The 17516-nt window shown below is 44.5% G+C and carries 14 protein-coding genes; 6 read left to right on the forward strand and 8 right to left on the reverse strand.

Features of this window, described 5'->3' with window-relative positions; translation table 11 throughout:
- Nucleotides 1–146: 146 nt before the first annotated feature.
- From OCK74_RS21230 to OCK74_RS21250, 5 genes are all read left to right on the forward strand, one after another.
- Nucleotides 147–737 carry an acyl carrier protein phosphodiesterase gene (locus OCK74_RS21230; RefSeq protein WP_279299097.1) on the forward strand — a complete coding sequence of 197 codons (591 nt, stop codon included), beginning with the start codon at nucleotides 147–149 and terminating at the stop codon, nucleotides 735–737.
- Nucleotides 738–792: 55 nt separating this feature from the next.
- On the forward strand, nucleotides 793–1371 hold the full coding sequence (locus OCK74_RS21235; protein WP_279299098.1) for a DUF2911 domain-containing protein: 579 nt from the start codon (nucleotides 793–795) through the stop codon (nucleotides 1369–1371).
- Nucleotides 1372–1455: 84 nt separating this feature from the next.
- Nucleotides 1456–2088, forward strand: coding sequence for a DUF2911 domain-containing protein (locus OCK74_RS21240; RefSeq protein ID WP_279299099.1), 633 nt, complete (start codon nucleotides 1456–1458; stop codon nucleotides 2086–2088).
- 69 nt (nucleotides 2089–2157) lie between these two features.
- Nucleotides 2158–3996, forward strand: coding sequence for an asparagine synthase (glutamine-hydrolyzing) (gene asnB, locus OCK74_RS21245; RefSeq protein WP_279299100.1), 1839 nt, complete (start codon nucleotides 2158–2160; stop codon nucleotides 3994–3996).
- Between the two features lie 95 nt (nucleotides 3997–4091).
- The gene (locus OCK74_RS21250; RefSeq protein WP_279299101.1) at nucleotides 4092–5231 is read left to right on the forward strand and encodes a cystathionine gamma-synthase; all 1140 of its coding nucleotides are present in this window, start codon (nucleotides 4092–4094) and stop codon (nucleotides 5229–5231) included.
- Between the two features lie 67 nt (nucleotides 5232–5298).
- On the opposite strand, the gene rpiB is transcribed toward OCK74_RS21250, so the two are convergent.
- The 6 genes from rpiB to OCK74_RS21280 form a co-directional block, all read right to left on the reverse strand.
- Complete coding sequence (gene rpiB, locus OCK74_RS21255; RefSeq protein ID WP_279299102.1) at nucleotides 5299–5754, reverse strand: ribose 5-phosphate isomerase B; 456 nt, start codon at nucleotides 5752–5754, stop codon at nucleotides 5299–5301.
- A gap of 21 nt (nucleotides 5755–5775) precedes the next feature.
- Complete coding sequence (gene tatC / locus OCK74_RS21260) at nucleotides 5776–6630, reverse strand: twin-arginine translocase subunit TatC (RefSeq protein ID WP_279299103.1); 855 nt, start codon at nucleotides 6628–6630, stop codon at nucleotides 5776–5778.
- 198 nt (nucleotides 6631–6828) lie between these two features.
- A complete protein-coding gene (locus OCK74_RS21265) occupies nucleotides 6829–9426 on the reverse strand; it encodes a zinc-dependent metalloprotease (protein ID WP_279299104.1) in 2598 nt (865 codons plus the stop codon).
- A gap of 615 nt (nucleotides 9427–10041) precedes the next feature.
- Complete coding sequence (locus OCK74_RS21270) at nucleotides 10042–11304, reverse strand: hemolysin family protein (RefSeq protein WP_279299105.1); 1263 nt, start codon at nucleotides 11302–11304, stop codon at nucleotides 10042–10044.
- Between the two features lie 22 nt (nucleotides 11305–11326).
- Nucleotides 11327–11965 carry a guanylate kinase gene (gmk, locus tag OCK74_RS21275; RefSeq protein ID WP_341483212.1) on the reverse strand — a complete coding sequence of 213 codons (639 nt, stop codon included), beginning with the start codon at nucleotides 11963–11965 and terminating at the stop codon, nucleotides 11327–11329.
- A 37-nt stretch (nucleotides 11966–12002) separates the two neighbouring features.
- On the reverse strand, nucleotides 12003–14459 hold the full coding sequence (locus tag OCK74_RS21280; protein ID WP_279299106.1) for an outer membrane beta-barrel protein: 2457 nt from the start codon (nucleotides 14457–14459) through the stop codon (nucleotides 12003–12005).
- 247 nt (nucleotides 14460–14706) lie between these two features.
- Between OCK74_RS21280 and OCK74_RS21285 the strand changes: the two genes are divergently transcribed.
- Complete coding sequence (locus tag OCK74_RS21285; RefSeq protein WP_279299107.1) at nucleotides 14707–15294, forward strand: nitroreductase family protein; 588 nt, start codon at nucleotides 14707–14709, stop codon at nucleotides 15292–15294.
- Nucleotides 15295–15403: 109 nt separating this feature from the next.
- On the opposite strand, the gene OCK74_RS21290 is transcribed toward OCK74_RS21285, so the two are convergent.
- Nucleotides 15404–15946, reverse strand: a complete 543-nt coding sequence (locus OCK74_RS21290; protein ID WP_279299108.1) for a nuclear transport factor 2 family protein — start codon at nucleotides 15944–15946, stop codon at nucleotides 15404–15406.
- Between the two features lie 144 nt (nucleotides 15947–16090).
- Nucleotides 16091–17395, reverse strand: a complete 1305-nt coding sequence (murA, locus tag OCK74_RS21295; protein WP_279299109.1) for a UDP-N-acetylglucosamine 1-carboxyvinyltransferase — start codon at nucleotides 17393–17395, stop codon at nucleotides 16091–16093.
- Between the last annotated feature and the right edge of the window lie 121 nt (nucleotides 17396–17516).

The raw sequence follows: 17516 nt of genomic DNA on the forward strand, positions 1-17516 counted from the left end.
AAATAGATTAACATCACATGCCATTGATCATTTACCAGTGAAGTTCATTCCAATTTCAAATGCTGCTTTCCATAACATCATCCTCAATTTTACATTTTCACATTTTTATTTCAGCGCATTATCACATTAGCTCATTAGCTTTACTCATGAACTTCCTCGCACACGCATATTTATCGTTCAGGCAGAAGGAGATCCTGGCCGGGAATATGATGTCTGATTTCGTGAAGGGGAATGCTCAATATGACTTTCCTGAAAGTATCCGGAAGGGAATAATACTGCACCGGAAAATAGATGAGTTCACTGATACGCATGTGGTCACACAACGGGCAAAAGAAGTATTCAGACCGCATTATCGCCTCTACAGTGCGCCAATTGTTGATATCATTTATGATCATTACCTGGCAAACGATACTCAAATATTTCCAGGCAACACCCTCTATCAGTTTACACAAACTACTTATGATACATTAGAGGAATTTGCTGTTTATATGCCCCTGCGCTTCGCTCAGATGTTTGCCTACATGAAATCTGAAAACTGGCTTTGGAATTACAGGAAGACCGGGGGCATTGAAAAAAGCCTGCGGGGATTGATTCGCCGTTCTACTTTTGTTAGTGACAGCGAAACGGCATGCAGGCTGTTCCTGGAGAACTACAATGAACTCCAACTGTGCTATGATGCTTTTTTTTCAGATGTTAAACTATTTACAAAACAGCAGCTGGACATACTGAATGCATAACTGGTTTCGTCTCCTTTTTTAGGAAAAGTTATTTTTGCGCCCTTATTGCAACACTATGAAAAAACTCCTTTTCGTATTTATTGTTAGTTCAATTAGTTCCATTTGTTTTGCTCAGTCCAATGGAAATGGCAGTAAAATGCCTCCGCTTGATAAGTCTCCTATGGATATGTCTTATTTTCCTGTGGACTATCCTGTTCTGAGAATACAGGATAAAGCAACGGAACCCCTGGTATGCAGGGTTATTTATAGCCGGCCGCAGAAAAATAACCGGACAGTGTTTGGCGAACTGGTTGAATACAACAAAGTTTGGCGCCTTGGTGCAAATGAGGCTACTGAGATCGAGTTTTTCAGGGACGTTAAAATTGATGGTAAAAAGGTGCCCAAGGGCAAATACACAATCTATGCGATACCTACGCCTAATGATTGGACCATTATAATAAATAAGGAAACCGATATCTGGGGCGCCTTCCACTATGATGAAAAGAAAGACTTGTTAAGGGTGAAGTTGCCTGTAAAAAAGTCATCCGAGCCTTTGGAGCCTTTCTGTATTGCATTTGAAAAGGCAAATGGCGGTGCAAATATGAATATTGGTTGGGATACAGATTTGGTTTCTTTGCCCATAAGCACAAAGTAATCTGCCCATTCCCCGAAAGAGCGTTTAGAAGTACGGCGCAACCTTTTACATTTGCAATCATTAAAATCATATAATCAGCGGTTCATGCAATTTTTTTTCACGATCGCATTTCTTTTTTTACTAGCCGGTTGCAGCAATGAAAGTAAGGGTGGCGGCGAAAAAGTGATGATCAATACACGGAAGGATACGCACCTGGTAAAAAAAGAAGCCATAAATCCGTATGCTTCTATCGATATCTCTCCAATGGATATCAGTTATTTCCCGGAAGATTACCCGATCCTCAAAATGTCAGGAAAAGTATCTGCTTTGCCTCTGGCAAGAGTTATCTATAGCCGTCCTCACCGCCAGGGACGAAAGATCTTTGGAGCGCTTTTAAAGTATGGTGAGCCCTGGAGACTGGGCGCTAATGAAGCTACCGAAATCGAGTTTTTCCAACCTGTTTCTATTCAAGGTAAATCAATAAGAAAGGGCCGTTATGTGGTGTATTGCATTCCTGACACGAACAAATGGACCATTGTTTTAAATACCAATTTGTTTAGCTGGGGTTTAAAGCCTGATCCAAAGTACGATGTTGCAAAGTTTGAAGCTACAGCGCATCAAGCTCCCTCGAATATCGAATACTTTACCATGGTCTTTCAAAAAACAGCTACCGGGGCAGACCTCCTCATGGCCTGGGATGATGTAACTGCCCGACTGCCGATCGTTTTTAAGAAGTGAGGGGCAATGAGCAATTGGTGATGGGAGCATGACAGAGGATACTTAATTTCACCATATAAGAGTAATCTAATGTGCGGCATAGCTGGCATATTCTCCAACAATAATCTATTACAAAGAATAGGGGCCGCAACGGCTTGCCTGCAACACCGCGGTCCTGAAGATCATGGCATTTATAGCAATGTCCATAACACTTTGGCTCTTGGACATTCCCGCCTTTGCATTATCGATCGCACTGCGGCTGCCCGCCAACCGCTTACCTATCAAAGCCGGTACACCATTGTACATAATGGAGAGTTATATAACTACCTGGAAGTAAAGAAAGGATTAGAGTCGCGGGGATATGGCTTCCATTCGCAGTCAGATACAGAAGTGATGGCTGCTGCCTATGCTGCTTATGGAAAGGAGTGCCTGCAACATTTCGATGGCGCTTTTGCTTTTGCAATATGGGATCAGCAAGAACAGGTTTTATTTGCCGCAAGAGACCGGTTTGGCGAAAAACCGTTTTACTTCTTTTACAATGAAGACGAGTTCCTGTTTGCCTCTGAAATGAAAGCCCTCTGGCAGGCCGGTGTGCCCAAAGAGGTAAACCAAAAGATGTTGTATAACTATCTTACCATTGGTTACACCTCCAATCCATTCAACCCCCAAGAGACATTTTATAATAATATACAGAAGCTGCCGGCGGCATCCTGCCTCACTTTCGCCATGCAAACGCATGAACTGTCTATTGAAAACTATTGGCAGGTGGATGCTGAAGTGAATACTGGGATTGGTGAAGCGACTGCAGTAGAGCAATTTAACTTTCTGCTGACGGAATCCATTCATAAGCGCCTGCGTAGTGATGTGCCCATTGGCACAAGTTTGAGCGGCGGGTTGGATAGTTCTTCTATAGTTGCATTTTCTGCCCAGATACCTTCAAAGCAGTACACGCATCAGTGCTTTACAGCTGTTTTTGATGGATTCGAAAAAGATGAGAGGCAGTATGCACAGGCTGTAGCTGCGGAATACGATTTACACCAACACCTGGTGCGTGTTGATGCTGACGACCTGGTAAAGGAAATGGATCAACTGATGCTGCACCAGGAGGAGCCTGTGGGTTCTTCAAGCGTTCTGGCCCAGTACAAGGTGTATGAAGCGGCCAAAGCTGCAGGAATTACTGTATTGCTGGACGGGCAGGGAGCAGATGAAGTGCTGGCTGGCTATCACAAATATTACCACTGGTACTGGCAGGAACTGTATGCAAAGAAAAGACTGGCTTCAAGTGGCGAGCTGAAAGCTGTAAGAGCATTAGGCGTAAATGAGCTATTTGGGGTGAAGAATAAAGCCTTTGCGCTCTTTCCTCACTTTGCGGCTTCGCTGTTGCAAAACAGTAAAGCTAAGAAGGCTTCAAGACAGCCAGGTCTAAACCCTGACTTCGCGGCTGATCACAAAAAAGACTTTTATTATAGCCTGCCCGCACAACTGGACCTGAATGGAGTTCTGTACTTCAACACCTTTGTTTATGGCCTGGAAGAACTGCTGCGATATGCGGACCGAAACAGTATGGCCCATGCTGTAGAAGTAAGATTGCCTTTTTTAAATCACCAGTTGGTGGAATTCTTATTCTCGCTACCGCCCCAGTTTAAAATACATAGGGGTTGGACAAAATGGTTGCTGCGCCAATCGGTTCAGTCTTTACTGCCGGCACAGATTGTCTGGCGGGCTGAAAAGGTTGGTTTCGAGCCACCTCAGAAAGCATGGATGCAAAACCCTATGGTGCAGGAAAAGATCCAGGAAGCCAAAAAACTGCTCGTTTCCAAGGATGTTCTCTCCAAAACTGTACTGCAACAACCTATAGTTCCCGCAGATGCGCATGCTGCCAATAACCTTGACTGGCGCTATTGGTCCGCTTCGTATTTGTTCCGGTAGAAGGCGGTGTCAGTTTGAAAGGAGAGATGTGCACGGAACTCCTAAGGGGTGATGTAAGAAAGACGGACTTACATTTGCATCTTAATTCCAAAAACATGAAACCAGGCACTAAGTTTATACACGCAGGCGCAGAACCAGATCCAAGCACAGGCGCGATTATGACTCCCATCTTTCAAACTTCTACTTATGTTCAGTCTGCACCCGGGAAACATAAGGGGTATGAGTATGCACGTTCGCAAAACCCTACCCGTAAAGCACTGGAAGAAGCCCTGGCCCAAATAGAGAATGGCAAGTATGGCCTGGCTTTCAGCAGCGGTGTGGCGGCAACTGACGCTGTAATCAAATTGTTGTCTACCGGAGATGAGGTGATAGCCGGTAACGATATGTACGGGGGGACCTATCGCTTATTTTCAAAGGTATTTGAGCGGTTTGGGATCAAGTTTCATTATGTAGATCAGTTTAATATAGACAATATAGCAGCGGTTATTAACCAGAATACAAAGCTCATCTGGACAGAAACTCCTACCAACCCCCTGATGAATGTAGCCGATATTGCTGCTATTTCCGCACTGGCCAAGCAGAATGATATCCTGCTTTGTGTGGACAATACGTTTGCTTCGCCCTACCTGCAAAACCCACTTGACCTGGGCGCCGATATCGTGATGCACTCTTCCACCAAATACCTGGGCGGGCACAGTGATGTGATTCAGGGCGCATTGGTTATGAATGATCCTGCACTGCGCGAGCAATTATACTTTATCCAAAAGAGCTGCGGTGCCGTACCGGGTCCTATGGATTGCTTCTTGGTAATGAGAGGGATTAAAACCTTGCACGTACGCATGCAGCGTCATTGCGAGAATGGAGATAAGATCGCACATTACCTGCGCAATCATCCGGCTGTTGCCAAAGTTTATTGGTGTGGCTTTGAAGACCATCATGGTTATCACATTGCAAAGAAGCAAATGCGTGGCTTTGGAGGTATGATGAGTTTTACCCTCAAGGATGACAGCGTTGAGAATGCAATGCGGGTATTATCCTCCACCAAACTGTTTTCACTAGCTGAAAGCCTGGGCGGTGTTGAGTCGCTGATTAACCACCCGGCTTCCATGACCCATGCTTCTATACCAAGGGAAGAAAGAATCAAAAATGGTCTGACAGATTCGCTCATCCGCCTGAGTGTAGGTATTGAAGATGTAGAAGACCTGATTGAAGATTTGAAAATGGCTATTGGATAGATTAGAATATTCTGCTAAAAATAAAGGCGGAGCACTTACTCCGCCTTTGTTATTTCTAGTGAAATGATTATATACATCCAATCTTATTCACCCTGTTGGCGTGTCTGCCGCCTTCGAATTCTGTCCCGAGGAAGGTAGAGATCATTTGCAGTGCATCGTCTGTAGAAACATAACGGGCCGGAATGCAAATAATGTTGGCATTATTGTGCTGGCGTGCCAGGGCAGCGATTTCATCCTGCCAGGTAATGGCAGCACGTACGCCCTGGTGTTTATTGGCGGTAATGGCCACACCATTGGCACTGCCGCAAACCAGGATACCCACAGCTGCTTCACCGCTGTTAACAGCACTGGCTACAGGGTGTGCAAAATCCGGATAGTCAACAGAGTCGGGGCTGTTGGTTCCGAAATCTTTATATGGGATATTATTCTTCTCAAGGAAGTCAATAATGGTTTGTTTGTACGCAAAACCTGCATGGTCGGCACCGACAACAACAGGTTTGGATAAATCGAAAGCAATATTCATGATGTTGTTTTTTTAAATTTATTAGCTCCATTCCAGTTCTTCCTTCGCCTCTTCCTTTTCAACACGGCGGCATAGTATAATGCTGATCTCGTATAAAAGAAGGAGCGGAAGGGCTACTGTCATCTGGCTGATAATGTCTGGTCCGGGAGTGATTACGCCAGCAACTACCAGGATGATCACGAGGGCGTATTTCCGTCCCTTTTTCAGGGCGGTGGCAGAAACAATACCCACTTTTGCCAGGAAGTACATCACCAGTGGCAACTGAAAGGCAAGACCGCTACCCAGGATAAGCGGGGTCATTGTATCCAGGTAACTGCCAATTGTCCACTTGTTCTCGATATTTTCATCAATCTTGAAGTTTGCAAAGAAATTGATCGTGTAAGGCGCCACCACAAAATAGCCAAAACTTACTCCCGTAAAGAACAGGAAGGATACCCAGAAGATAACACCGCGGGTTTTGTTCAATTCCTTTTTGGTGAGTGCCGGTTTTACAAATTTCCAGAACTCCCAGAAAACAAAGGGAAAGGCAATGATCAGTCCACCGATCAGGATCACAGAAAAGAACATGCTCAACTGGCCACCAACGACCGTGTTTTGCATGGGAATATTTATGTCGCGGATGCAAAGTGCATCGCCAAAGCCAAACCTGTTCCCGATCTTACACATAGCGACGTAGGTAAGGAAGTCGGGGTGGGTTGGGCCCATTAACACATTGCGTATGAAGAACTTATTGAAATAGCCAACAACGCCGGCGCCAATTGCAATAGCTACTACACATCGAAAAAGGTGGCCACGCAGAACTTCCAGGTGGTCGATAAAGGACATTTCAGCAGTTTCTTCCTGCTTGTTTCTATTTAAGAATTTTAAAGCCATCATGATAAGTTCACGAGTTCAATGGTTTGCAAGTTTACGGGTTAAAGGACTTCAGAGTTTTCGTTTTTGCTCAACTCGCGAACTTGTGGACCGCAAACTGGTTCAGTTTTTTAAAGTGTGGCAAAGATAATATGTTGGAAGGTTGCCAAAAGAAAAAGCCCATCCATTAGGACAGGCTTTAATAAACATTTATACCAAGCATTATTTAGGTTCCAAGGCACTGGAAATCAGGAATCCCAGGCTTTCGCGGTGTGCTTTTGTTTCCTCATTTGGTGAAACTGCTATTGCCAGCTGCGCCTTGATCTTCTTTAAAGAATGTAAAGCGGCTGCTTTGGCGATATCGTCATATTGGAACTTGTCTTCCATAATAGAGATCAAACCTTTTACATAGTTGGTCTGGAGATTCTGGCGATAGATGTTCACATTCGATTTCAGATCGGCAGTGAAGATAGCCTGGGTAAGGTCGTTCATGACATCGGCCGTACTGTATTGATTACCGTAGAAACGACTGTTGGTAATGCGGCCCAGCGTGTTTGGATGCATGATGTGGGCCAGGGCGCCGTTCAATTGCTGGTTTAAAACTGTGTTGGTTACTTTATAGTCCTCACCGTTTTGTGGCTGGCTAAAACCACGGCGCTGCAGCTGCAGGTAAGCAAATACCGGTGCATCGGCGGCAAAGGCATTAGGAGCAAAAACATATTTGCTTAAAATAGTGACAGCTCTTTTCTGATCTGCCAGGGATACCGGGGTAAAAGGTTTCTTGCCTGATTTCTGATCCGGGAAGCTCCTGTCTACATAAACACCACCGATATAGCGGCTTACAGCAGCAATCATATTAAAACGCTGGGTTTGCAGTGAATTGTAGCGGGCGCGCAGTTCGGCATATGATTGGCCAGGCTTGCTGTATTTGGTAACCAGTTTGCCCATCAGGCTATTCACCAGCTTCAGGCGGTCTTCGGCATAGCCGATGGCATCACTGGTAAGGTCATTTACATTGACGCGAGGGTCAATAGCCTTACCGGGGCTACGCATATCGTCGCCGTCATTACCAAAGATCAGTTTGGGATCGGTGCTGCGAGAGAGGATATCCTTCAGGCCGGCTTCTTCTTCACCGGGTTTGAATTCTGTATAACCATATTCTATCGCCCATTCGTCGTAAGGGCCGGCAAGAGTAGTATAGTAATCGCCTTGCAATTTTTTATCCAGTGCAATGTTTACAGCGGGGTAGTCCATTACTGAGCCAGTGAGGCCGTATTGGCGTGTGAGTTCTTTGTTGTTGATCTCTTTGCGTGACCACATCTGGCTGGCCTTCATATTGTGGTTAAGGCCAAGCGTGTGACCCATTTCGTGCATGATCAGGTAGGTCAGGAACTCACGGTGCATTTCTCTTAGTTCTTTCGGACTGGCGTCGGCAATTTCCAGGGCCGTCATGCCGGTCATCAGCTGGCTTTTCAATTCTGAAGCTAGTGTGCAATTGGCCAGCTGTTCTGTGTTCATGCCTGGGAAGTTCAGGCCGATAACCTTCCCTCCATTCAGGAGTTCGTCAATAATTGGGGTGGCGCTACCCGCATACCATTCAACCGTTATATCGGCTCCCAGGATCTGCCCGGTTTGGGGATTCACAAAGCTGGGTCCTATGGCGCCGTAAGGAGGATTGGCAGAAGACACCCAGCGGATCACGTTGTAGCGGATATCTGCAGGATCCCAGTCAGCGTCGTCGGGCATGATCTTCATCTGGATGGCATTTTTAAAGCCAGCCTTTTCAAAAGCAGCATTCCACTTTAGGCCGGCTTCCATGATTGCCTGGCGGTATTCCACTGGTGTCGTATTCTCGATCCAGAATACTATTGGTTCAACCGGTTCGCTGATTGCGGCATTTGGATCCTTTTTCTTCAGGTTCCAGCGATTGATAATGTCTTTATATGGAACAGGGCTGATACTGGTCTGGTCAGTCACCTGCTGACTGAAATAACCAATACGGGGGTCGTCCCTGCGAGGTTTGAAGTCGTTCTTTGGCATTTCGATGAAGCTATGCTGGATGGTTACCCGTACGTAACGGGGGTCTGTAATATCAGAGCCACCGGAAACATAGGCACCAGGATTATCATATGCCAGGTCGACCACAACATCAGTATTCTGCGGGAAGGACTTAATGGCGTGGTATTTTGACTTACTTGGGTTCAGACTACCCAGGTTGAAGGAGGCAACACTGAAAAAGCTGGGTGGCGTTACTGGCTTTATGGGATCGAGCTTTTCGCTGATAAACAGGTTATCTGCATTGATCAGGTAGCCTGTGGAGTCTTCCGCGCTGACTTTTTCCACCAGGAAGATAGCGTCTGGCTTGTCAACATCTTTAGACTTACTTACCGGGTTTTGCGGGTCGTAATAGAAGGAGGTGTTTACCCGGCTGAATTCCAGTTTGTCAAATGCTTTCTGAACTTTGAACACAAAGTTGCTGCGGTGCATGCTTTGGTTTAAGTACAGGGACGTAGGACCATTTATCGAAAAGCTTTGATAGATATATTCCTTGCCTAACTGGTCTTTCTTTATATACAATTGGACGGTGCCTGTAGCCGTATCCTGGTAGATGGTGAACAAGCCGTCGGATTTTTTACTGCTTTTCACCTTATCGGTAATGCTCAGTACCGGCTTTTTGAGTTTTGAAGAGTCTATAATAATTACAGCCGGGACTTGTGTAACCGTGACTTTTCTGTCTTTGTTTTTGCCTTTGGCCTGGCCAAAGCAAAGTGCAGAAATGAACAGACTTGTTACCAGCAAGAACAAGGGTTTAGTGGTCATATTATTAATATTATATAGTTACAATTTTACTAGATATAAGGATGAGGTAGTAATGATGAGTGATAAGCGGTCAATGGCGGCCTGTAAATGGTTTCGGCTGAAAAATTACTGAATTTCTTTTAAAGTTCAAACGAATAAATATGAGGATAAAGTACGTGTGGAGAAGGGGAAATGAAGGAGGCTTTTCCGCTATACGTGAGGACAGATGATAGATGGTAGAAGGGATTTCGGAATTTAGGGATGTTGAGGTAATCAATACCAGACAGGTGGAGCAGATATGGCTTAGACACGCCTTAGGTACGGGGTAGATACGAAGTTCATGAGGAGTTACACCGCAGTAGGGTCTCTATAATGTCTCTATAGTGTCTCTATAAAGTCTCTATAAGGTCTCTATAATGTCTCTCTATAGATCGGGGTGTAAATGTAAAATGCAGAATGGAAAATGTAACATTTAAACTGAGGGTTTGGGCAAGGCAAATAAAAAATGTTAGGGAAAGGGGAGATCATAAAAATTGGAGCGTGGCAAATCAGAACTTTATCCTGGTTGACGTGATCGTGGACTGGAATACGTGGGATTTGGGAATGGCAATGATTCGAGCACTTTTGGTGACCGTTTTATTTAAGCACCTTCAATTTTACCATTTCGATCCGGGTATCGCTCACGTTTAAAATGTCGAATTCGTAGTTTTCAACAATGATCCGTTCTTTCTGGTGTGGAATCGTTTCATGGTAGTTGATGATATAACCTGAAAGAGTTTCTGTATCGTAATCGATGAATTCAAGGCCATATTTCTCTGTCAGGTAATCCAGTTCGAGACGGCCGGAAAAGATGTATTCATTTTCTGAAATCCGCTTTTCCACGAATTCTTCACTGTCGTACTCATCGTGGATCTCTCCAAAGATCTCCTCAAGCACATCCTCCATAGTGATAATACCGGCTGTACCTCCAAATTCATCTACTACATGGGCGATACTTTTGCGTTCCTTAGTGAATTTGCTGATCAGATCGGCGGCGCTCATACTTTCCGGAACAGGAGGGATGGGCAACAAGATAGACTGAATGTTTTCAGGATTTTTAAACATATCCAGCTGGTGAATATACCCAATGATATTATCTATATTCTTTTCGTAAACAATTAGCTTACTGAGCTTGGTTTCAATGAATTTTTGCTTGGCTTCACCTATAGAAGCCCTGCTATCCACGCCAATAATTTCTTTCCTTGGCACCAGGCACTGCCTTATCTTAACCTTGGGAAGTTCCAGCGCGTTTTCGAATAAATTGGTATTCAGCTCCTGTGGTTCAAAATCTCCATTCTCTGTTTGCTGGAAAAGGGTTTCCAGGTCAATACGGCTGAAAGTGTCCTTTTTTTCATTTACCCGGACGTTGAACACATACTTCAACAGCCAATAACTCAGGTTCATAAATGCAGAGGCTACCGGCAGCAACAACTGGTAAAAAATGTTAATAACCCAGACGAAACGGGAAAGTATGAGGTTGCTATGCGCACGGAAGAATGCCCGGGGAATCAGTTCTGAAAAGATCAATACCCAGAAGGTGGCGATCACGATATCAGCAAAGAGGCGGAAGGTATCGTAGCGTTCACCTAAGCCAATATAGGCCCAAAGGGGTTGCATGACAATACTGAACATCAGGGTGAAACATACCAGGAAAATGGTAAAGCCAATAATGGTGGTGGCCAGGAAAAGTTCGGGGCGCTCAAAGAAGCGGCCCAGGAGTTCTGCGCCAGGTTTGCCTTGTTTTTTCCTGAGTTCTATATTGAAACGGTTGGCGCTGTAAAATGCCATTTCCACGCCAGCCGCGAATCCCATTAATAAGATCGTGGCAATAAACCAAAGTAATGTACCAACAGCTATCATAAAAGTAAAGATAGCTTATTCGTCATTTTTTCTGTATGAAATCCAAAACGATCTGTTCTGCCTCTTTGCAGGCATGGTCCAGATCGGAGTTCAGGATTTCGTGGTGGAAGAAGTGTTTGAATGTAAGTTCGTAGGAGGCTTTGTTGACCCTTGCCTGGAGGGTTTCATCGGTTTCGGAGCCTCGAGAAGTGAGCCTGCGTTTCAATTCGTCGATGGAAGGTGGTTCAATGAAAAGAGAAAGCGTGGTTTCAGGAAATTGCTGCTGCACGTGGATGGCGCCTTTGACATCAATATCCAGTACCGGAACTTTACCCTGGTTCCAGATACGCTGCATTTCAGATTTCAACGTACCATAGTATTTGCCTTCATAAACCATTTCCCATTCTACAAATTCTTCGTGCTGTATCTTGTTGACAAAGTCTTCTTCGCTCATAAAATAATAATCCACTCCGTTTTTTTCATTATCCCTGGCTTTCCTGGTAGCTGCTGAAATGGAGAACGCCAGTTTGTCGGGATGATTTTTCAACAGGTAGCGTGTAATGCTGGTCTTTCCTGCGCCAGATGGAGCTGTCAGGATTATTATTTTGTGTTGGGTATTGATAGTCATTAGCGTGAAAAGTGAATTGTGAATGTCAATTGCTAATTGGAGGTGCGAAGATATAAGCTTTTAGCAATTAGCAATTGACGACAGGCATTCATCAATTACCGCCTGCTCTTATTCTTTCTTCTTCGGAAGCTGTCGTTCTGCGACGGGCTGCTGCGACGGTGTTTTTCCCGAAGCGATAGGTAAAGCTTAGGTTGGCTACACGGGATTCGCGGTAGGCATGCCAGTTTTCAATGTAGTTGTTGTAAGTAATGGTTGCTTTGGGGAGGTTGGTCCAAAAGATATCCGTAACGTTGAAACGAATGGAGCCTTTGTTTTTCAATACAGACTTTTGGACGCCAGCGGTTACTCCCCACTGAGGTTTGCTGACCATATAGCCATAGCGGCCTCCGGAGTTGAAGTTTGCATTCAGTTCGGCTGTCCATCCTTTTTTGAATGTAAATGTGTTGTTGGTTCTTATATCTGCGGCGGGCGTTCCGTTGTTTAGCATAGTTCCTGCCAGGTTGCCATTGAAGTGATTATAATATAGATCTGCATTGTTCATCATGTTCCACCACTTGCTGATGCGGATAGGAGCGGATACTGACAACCCATAATAGTCTGAAGATTCGAGGTTTACTGGTATTTGGACAGTTACATTGTCGTCAGATGGAATATTGGGAAACACATCTTTAAAACGTACAATGGCTATGTTTTGAACGTCTTTGGTGTGCTTATAGCCCAAAGTAAAATTTAGTTGCTTTAGCGTATAGCTTAGTTCGTATGACCAGGTGAGCTGGGGCAATAAACCGGGGCTTCCTGTGGCGTAGGTACTCACATCTATCAGGAATAGGAACGGGTTTAGATCCCTATAGCCAGGGCGGTCAATACGACGGCTTATTGATACACCCAATGTCTGGTCTTCTTTTAATTTGTAGTTGAAGAAAGCACTCGGGAAGAATTGCAAATAAGAGGAATCCCAACGCACATCGCCTTTTACCTGGTGGGTGTTTACGTTTGTTTGCTCAGCACGTAAACCTAACTGTATATTGAATTTTTTATACTCTTTGTAGAAGTTGGTGTAAGCTGCATAATTGTTTTCGTCGTACAAGAAGCGGTTAGTTTTGTTCACATCATTTATTGGGGTGCCACTGCTTACATCAAAGAATTGGGCGTCATTGTCTGAAGAAACAAAGCTTGTTTTGAAGCCAGCTTCTAATCTAGTTCCTTTCTTTAGAGGGTTTACATAATCTGCTTTGGCCGTTTTAAAGGTCAGCTTTCCATCCTGGTCGCCATTTAAGATATAATCTGGTTGTTGTTTATTGCCATCCAGGTTAAAGTATTGCGTCGCTGTAGAAGACAGTGAAGTATTGATAAATGAACCATAATCTATGTCTGCAGTAAGTTCCTTTCCTGAGGAATCGAAGGTGTGTTTCAGGTTGATATTGGCTACTGTGTTATTAAAGTGGTCGTCGTTGGTAGCCATCGTTTGAAATGTATATGAGGGCAGCTTTTGATTATCGATTACCAGAGAGTTGTTCCTATTCTGACGTTCAAAGTGATTAAAATTGCTATTCACAACAAAGCCTAAGATTGTTTTTTTATTGAGAAAGAAGTCTGCTCCAAGCCTTGCTGTATGTGAGTTTATTGGCATGTGTGCATAGTTGTCTTTTTTATCAGCTCCTGAAAATGTTCCGTTGTTGAAAAAATTCCTGTCGAGTATAAGATGGTTCAGGGCTTCGCGGTAGCTGTAGTTATAATTGCCAAATACATTCACTTTCTTATTGCGGTAATTGAATGTAGTACCCGTGTTGGCCTTGGGGTAAATGCCCTGGCCATAACCTGCGGTGAAAGTACCATTAGTCCCCATGCGTTGGTCTTTTTTCATCCGGATATCAATGATGCCAGAGTTGCCTTTTGCATCATACTTAGCAGAGGGATTGGTAATGATATCGATGCGTTCAATGGCATTGCTAGGCAGGCCACGTAAATAGTTGGCTAAGTCGGAGCCTGACATGGGAGAGGGCTTTCCATCAATCATGATGATAACGCCCTGACGGCCGCGGAGGGCAATGACATCGTTCTGGTCGATGGTTAGACCAGGAGCGCGTTCCAATACATCTAATGCAGAACTGCCAGCGCTGACAATACTGCTTTCCACATTCACCACTATGCGATCGTTGAGCTTTTGAATAAAAGGTTTTTTGGCATTTACAGTAACACCTTGCAACTGTTTTGCTTCCTTTTGGACCAATGTTATGGCGGGAAGCGAAACAACTGGATTCTGGCCGCTTACCTGGAAGATTGATGTATAATGGGTGGTATAGTTAATAGAGCTGATCCTGGCGAAGTAAGTCTCTGCTTTGATATTTTCGAATTCCGCCGTTCCTGATTTATCAGTCAGCGCAGATTTTACCAGTGCTGAATCTTTACTGCGCAACAACTCCACGGTAGCATTTTCCAGGGGCATCTTTTGTCCATTCAATACCGTTAGGGTGACTTTGGCAGTTGTTTGGGCTGAAGCATAAATGCCCAATAAGGTGAATAACAGGGCGAGTAAGCCTTTGATCATGGTTTGTTGGTTTTCGGACCAAAGCACTAAAAAAAACGAAGTAGTTAAAAGATAAACTATACGAGTAGCTTTTTAGGGAGATAAATGGACATATAGGTTGACGTATGAAAATTGTCGTTGATATTTCCAGGTCAATTTTGGGTTGAAATATTGAAATTCAGCGTCTAATATTGAATTCAGCGAGGGTAAAATTTTTTAAAGGAGGGAGGGCTTTTCTCATTTATCGTATTCTTGCAAAAAACTCCTTATGCCATTCGATGTAGATGTTTTTAACCAATTGATCCGTAATCGCCGGTCGGTGTTTCCTGCACAATTTGTTCCGGGTAAAAAAGTAGACGATGAGATTATCACAGAGATCCTTGAAAATGCGACCTGGGCTCCTAACCATGGACAGACAGAGCCCTGGCGTTTCGTAGTGTTAACAGGGGATGGATTGAAAAGGTTCGCCCAGTTTTCCGGCGAACTTTTTAAAGAGCAATCGGGAGCCAACTTTAATGAGGCCAAGTACCACAAGCTGACTACCCAACCGCTTTTGGCATCGCACATTATCGCTATTTGCATGAAGCGTAGTTTGGCAAAGCGCATTCCTGAAATTGAGGAGATTGAGGCTGTTGCCTGTGCGGTGCAGAATATTTACTTGTCGGTAACTGCTTATGGGTTGGGTGGTTATTGGACAACAGGGGGCATTACTTACAATGAAAAGGCAAAGCCTTTCTTTGAGTTGGAAGAGGACGATAAGCTGCTCGGGTTCTTTTACATCGGGCATGTGGCTGTGCCATCACCTGAAGGAAAGAGGCGGCCCTTGCAAGAAAAGGTGGAATGGATGAGGGAGTGATGGGCTATAAGTTAAAGCGAATGTCAATAGGCATTCGCTTTAATAAAGTGTTTCTTAAGGAGATAAGGCAAGTGATATCTATAATGCAAGGGATAGACCTTGATGATTTCTATTTTGCTGGCCGTTTGTATTGGCTGTACCAAACTATTTTCCCGTCTTTCACCTGATTGATATCGTGGTAGTAGGCAGAATCAACCTTTCCTGTCTTATAAGTATCGGTTTCTTTATACCATGTTACTATATAGCCTTCTTTCTTGTCCGTAGCATACATCTTTTGCCATCCCTCCATGTCAATAGATACCGAGTTCAAGCTATCCCGATAAGTCTTCCACATTTTCATCAGTTCTGCTTTGGATAATTTCATATGATCGCCTGAAGCCATATCCCACGCCACTGTATCTGCCATTGAATTTCCCAAATTATCCATATTTCCACTAGCCCAGTCTTTATAGGTCATCAATACCATTTTCAGATCTGCATCTGATACATTGGTAGACCAACTGCTGGAATAGGAGGCGGTGTAAGGCAGGTCTGCGGGCGCTTTATCTGATGCAGTACTATGTTCAGTACTGTTCATTTCCGTCTTAGGTTCACCGCTATTACATGAAGCAAAAAAAGCTGCCAAACAAATAAGTGAAAGAATCTTTTTCATACTTGTCGTTTTAATGAGTGGTAAATAAGTCGTATTCGGAAGGGCGCAGCTTAAGATTTGTGCGGCATCAATGGATAGGGAATGTAAGATAACTAAAAGCCCTCAACTGAAGTTGAGGGCTTTTAGTTTATATTCATTAATTGTTTATACTCTTCTGATCTCGGCTCCGAGTTGCTGGAGCCTGGTGTCAATATATTGATAACCCCGATCGATCTGGTCGATGTTCTGAATCACGCTTTTGCCTTCGGCACTGAGGGCAGCGATGAGCAGAGAAACACCGGCGCGGATGTCGGGTGATGTCATGGTAATACCTCGTAATGGGAACTTCCTTTCTAAACCGATCACCGCTGCGCGGTGGGGGTCGCAGAGAATGATGCGGGCTCCCATTTCGATCAGCTTGTCTACAAAGAACAGGCGGCTTTCGAACATTTTCTGGTGAATGAGCACCGAACCTTTGGCCTGTGTGGCTACTACCAGTACGATACTTAATAGGTCGGGGGTAAAGCCAGGCCATGGGTGATCGTAAACGGTGAGGGTGCCGCCATCCAAGTAGGTTGAAATTTCATATAGATCCTGCTCGGGAACGTGGATGTCGTCGTTTTCGATGTTCATCTTAATTCCCAATTGTTGGAACTTTTCCGGAATAATGCCAAGGTTTTCGTGGTTGACATTCTTAATGATAATGTCGCTCTGCGTCATAGCTGCCAGACCAATGAAGGAACCGATCTCGATCATATCGGGCAACATATGGTGCTCGGTGCCGTGCAGTTTTTCCACGCCCTGAATCTTTAGCATGTTGCTGCCTACACCACTGATATTGGCTCCCATATGGTTCAGCATTTTGCATAACTGCTGGATGTAGGGTTCGCATGCGGCGTTGTAAATAGTGGTGGTGCCTTCGGCTAATACTGCGGCCATCACTACGTTGGCGGTACCGGTAACAGAAGGCTCGTCCAGGAGCATGAAGGTTCCCTTCAATTTGGGAGCTTCGAGGTGGAAAAAGCCGTCTTCTGTATCGTAGTCGAATTTTGCACCTAACTTTTGAAAACTTAAGATATGGGTATCCAGCCTTCTGCGGCCAATTTTGTCACCGCCGGGCTTTGGGATGAAAGCTTTTTTGAAACGGGCCAGCATGGGGCCGGCCAGCATTACAGAGCCACGCAGGCGGCCGCTCTTTTTCTGAAATGTTTCGCTCAGCAGGTAATCGACGTTTACATCGTCGGCCTGGAAAATGCAGGTGTCGCGTTGGGGGCGTTCCACCTTTACATTCATTTCCTGCAGCAGCTCTATTAATAAGTTGACATCAATAATATCCGGGATATTCCTTACGGTTACTTTTTCATCAGTTAGCAAAACTGCGCTGATGATCTGCAAGGCCTCATTTTTTGCGCCCTGAGGTACAATTTCTCCTTTAAGCTTTTTACCGCCTATAACTTCGAATGATGACATAGTTCACCATACCCCCAGCCCCTAAAGGGAGCGTCTACGCCCAAAAACAGGGTAAGGAAACACTCCGACTTTAAAGTCAGGTTATGTTTTTAAGTTAATAAAATATAGTCTGAAAATATAT

The organism is Paraflavisolibacter caeni (genome assembly GCF_025628885.1).
Lineage (GTDB): Bacteria > Bacteroidota > Bacteroidia > Chitinophagales > Chitinophagaceae > Flavisolibacter > Flavisolibacter caeni.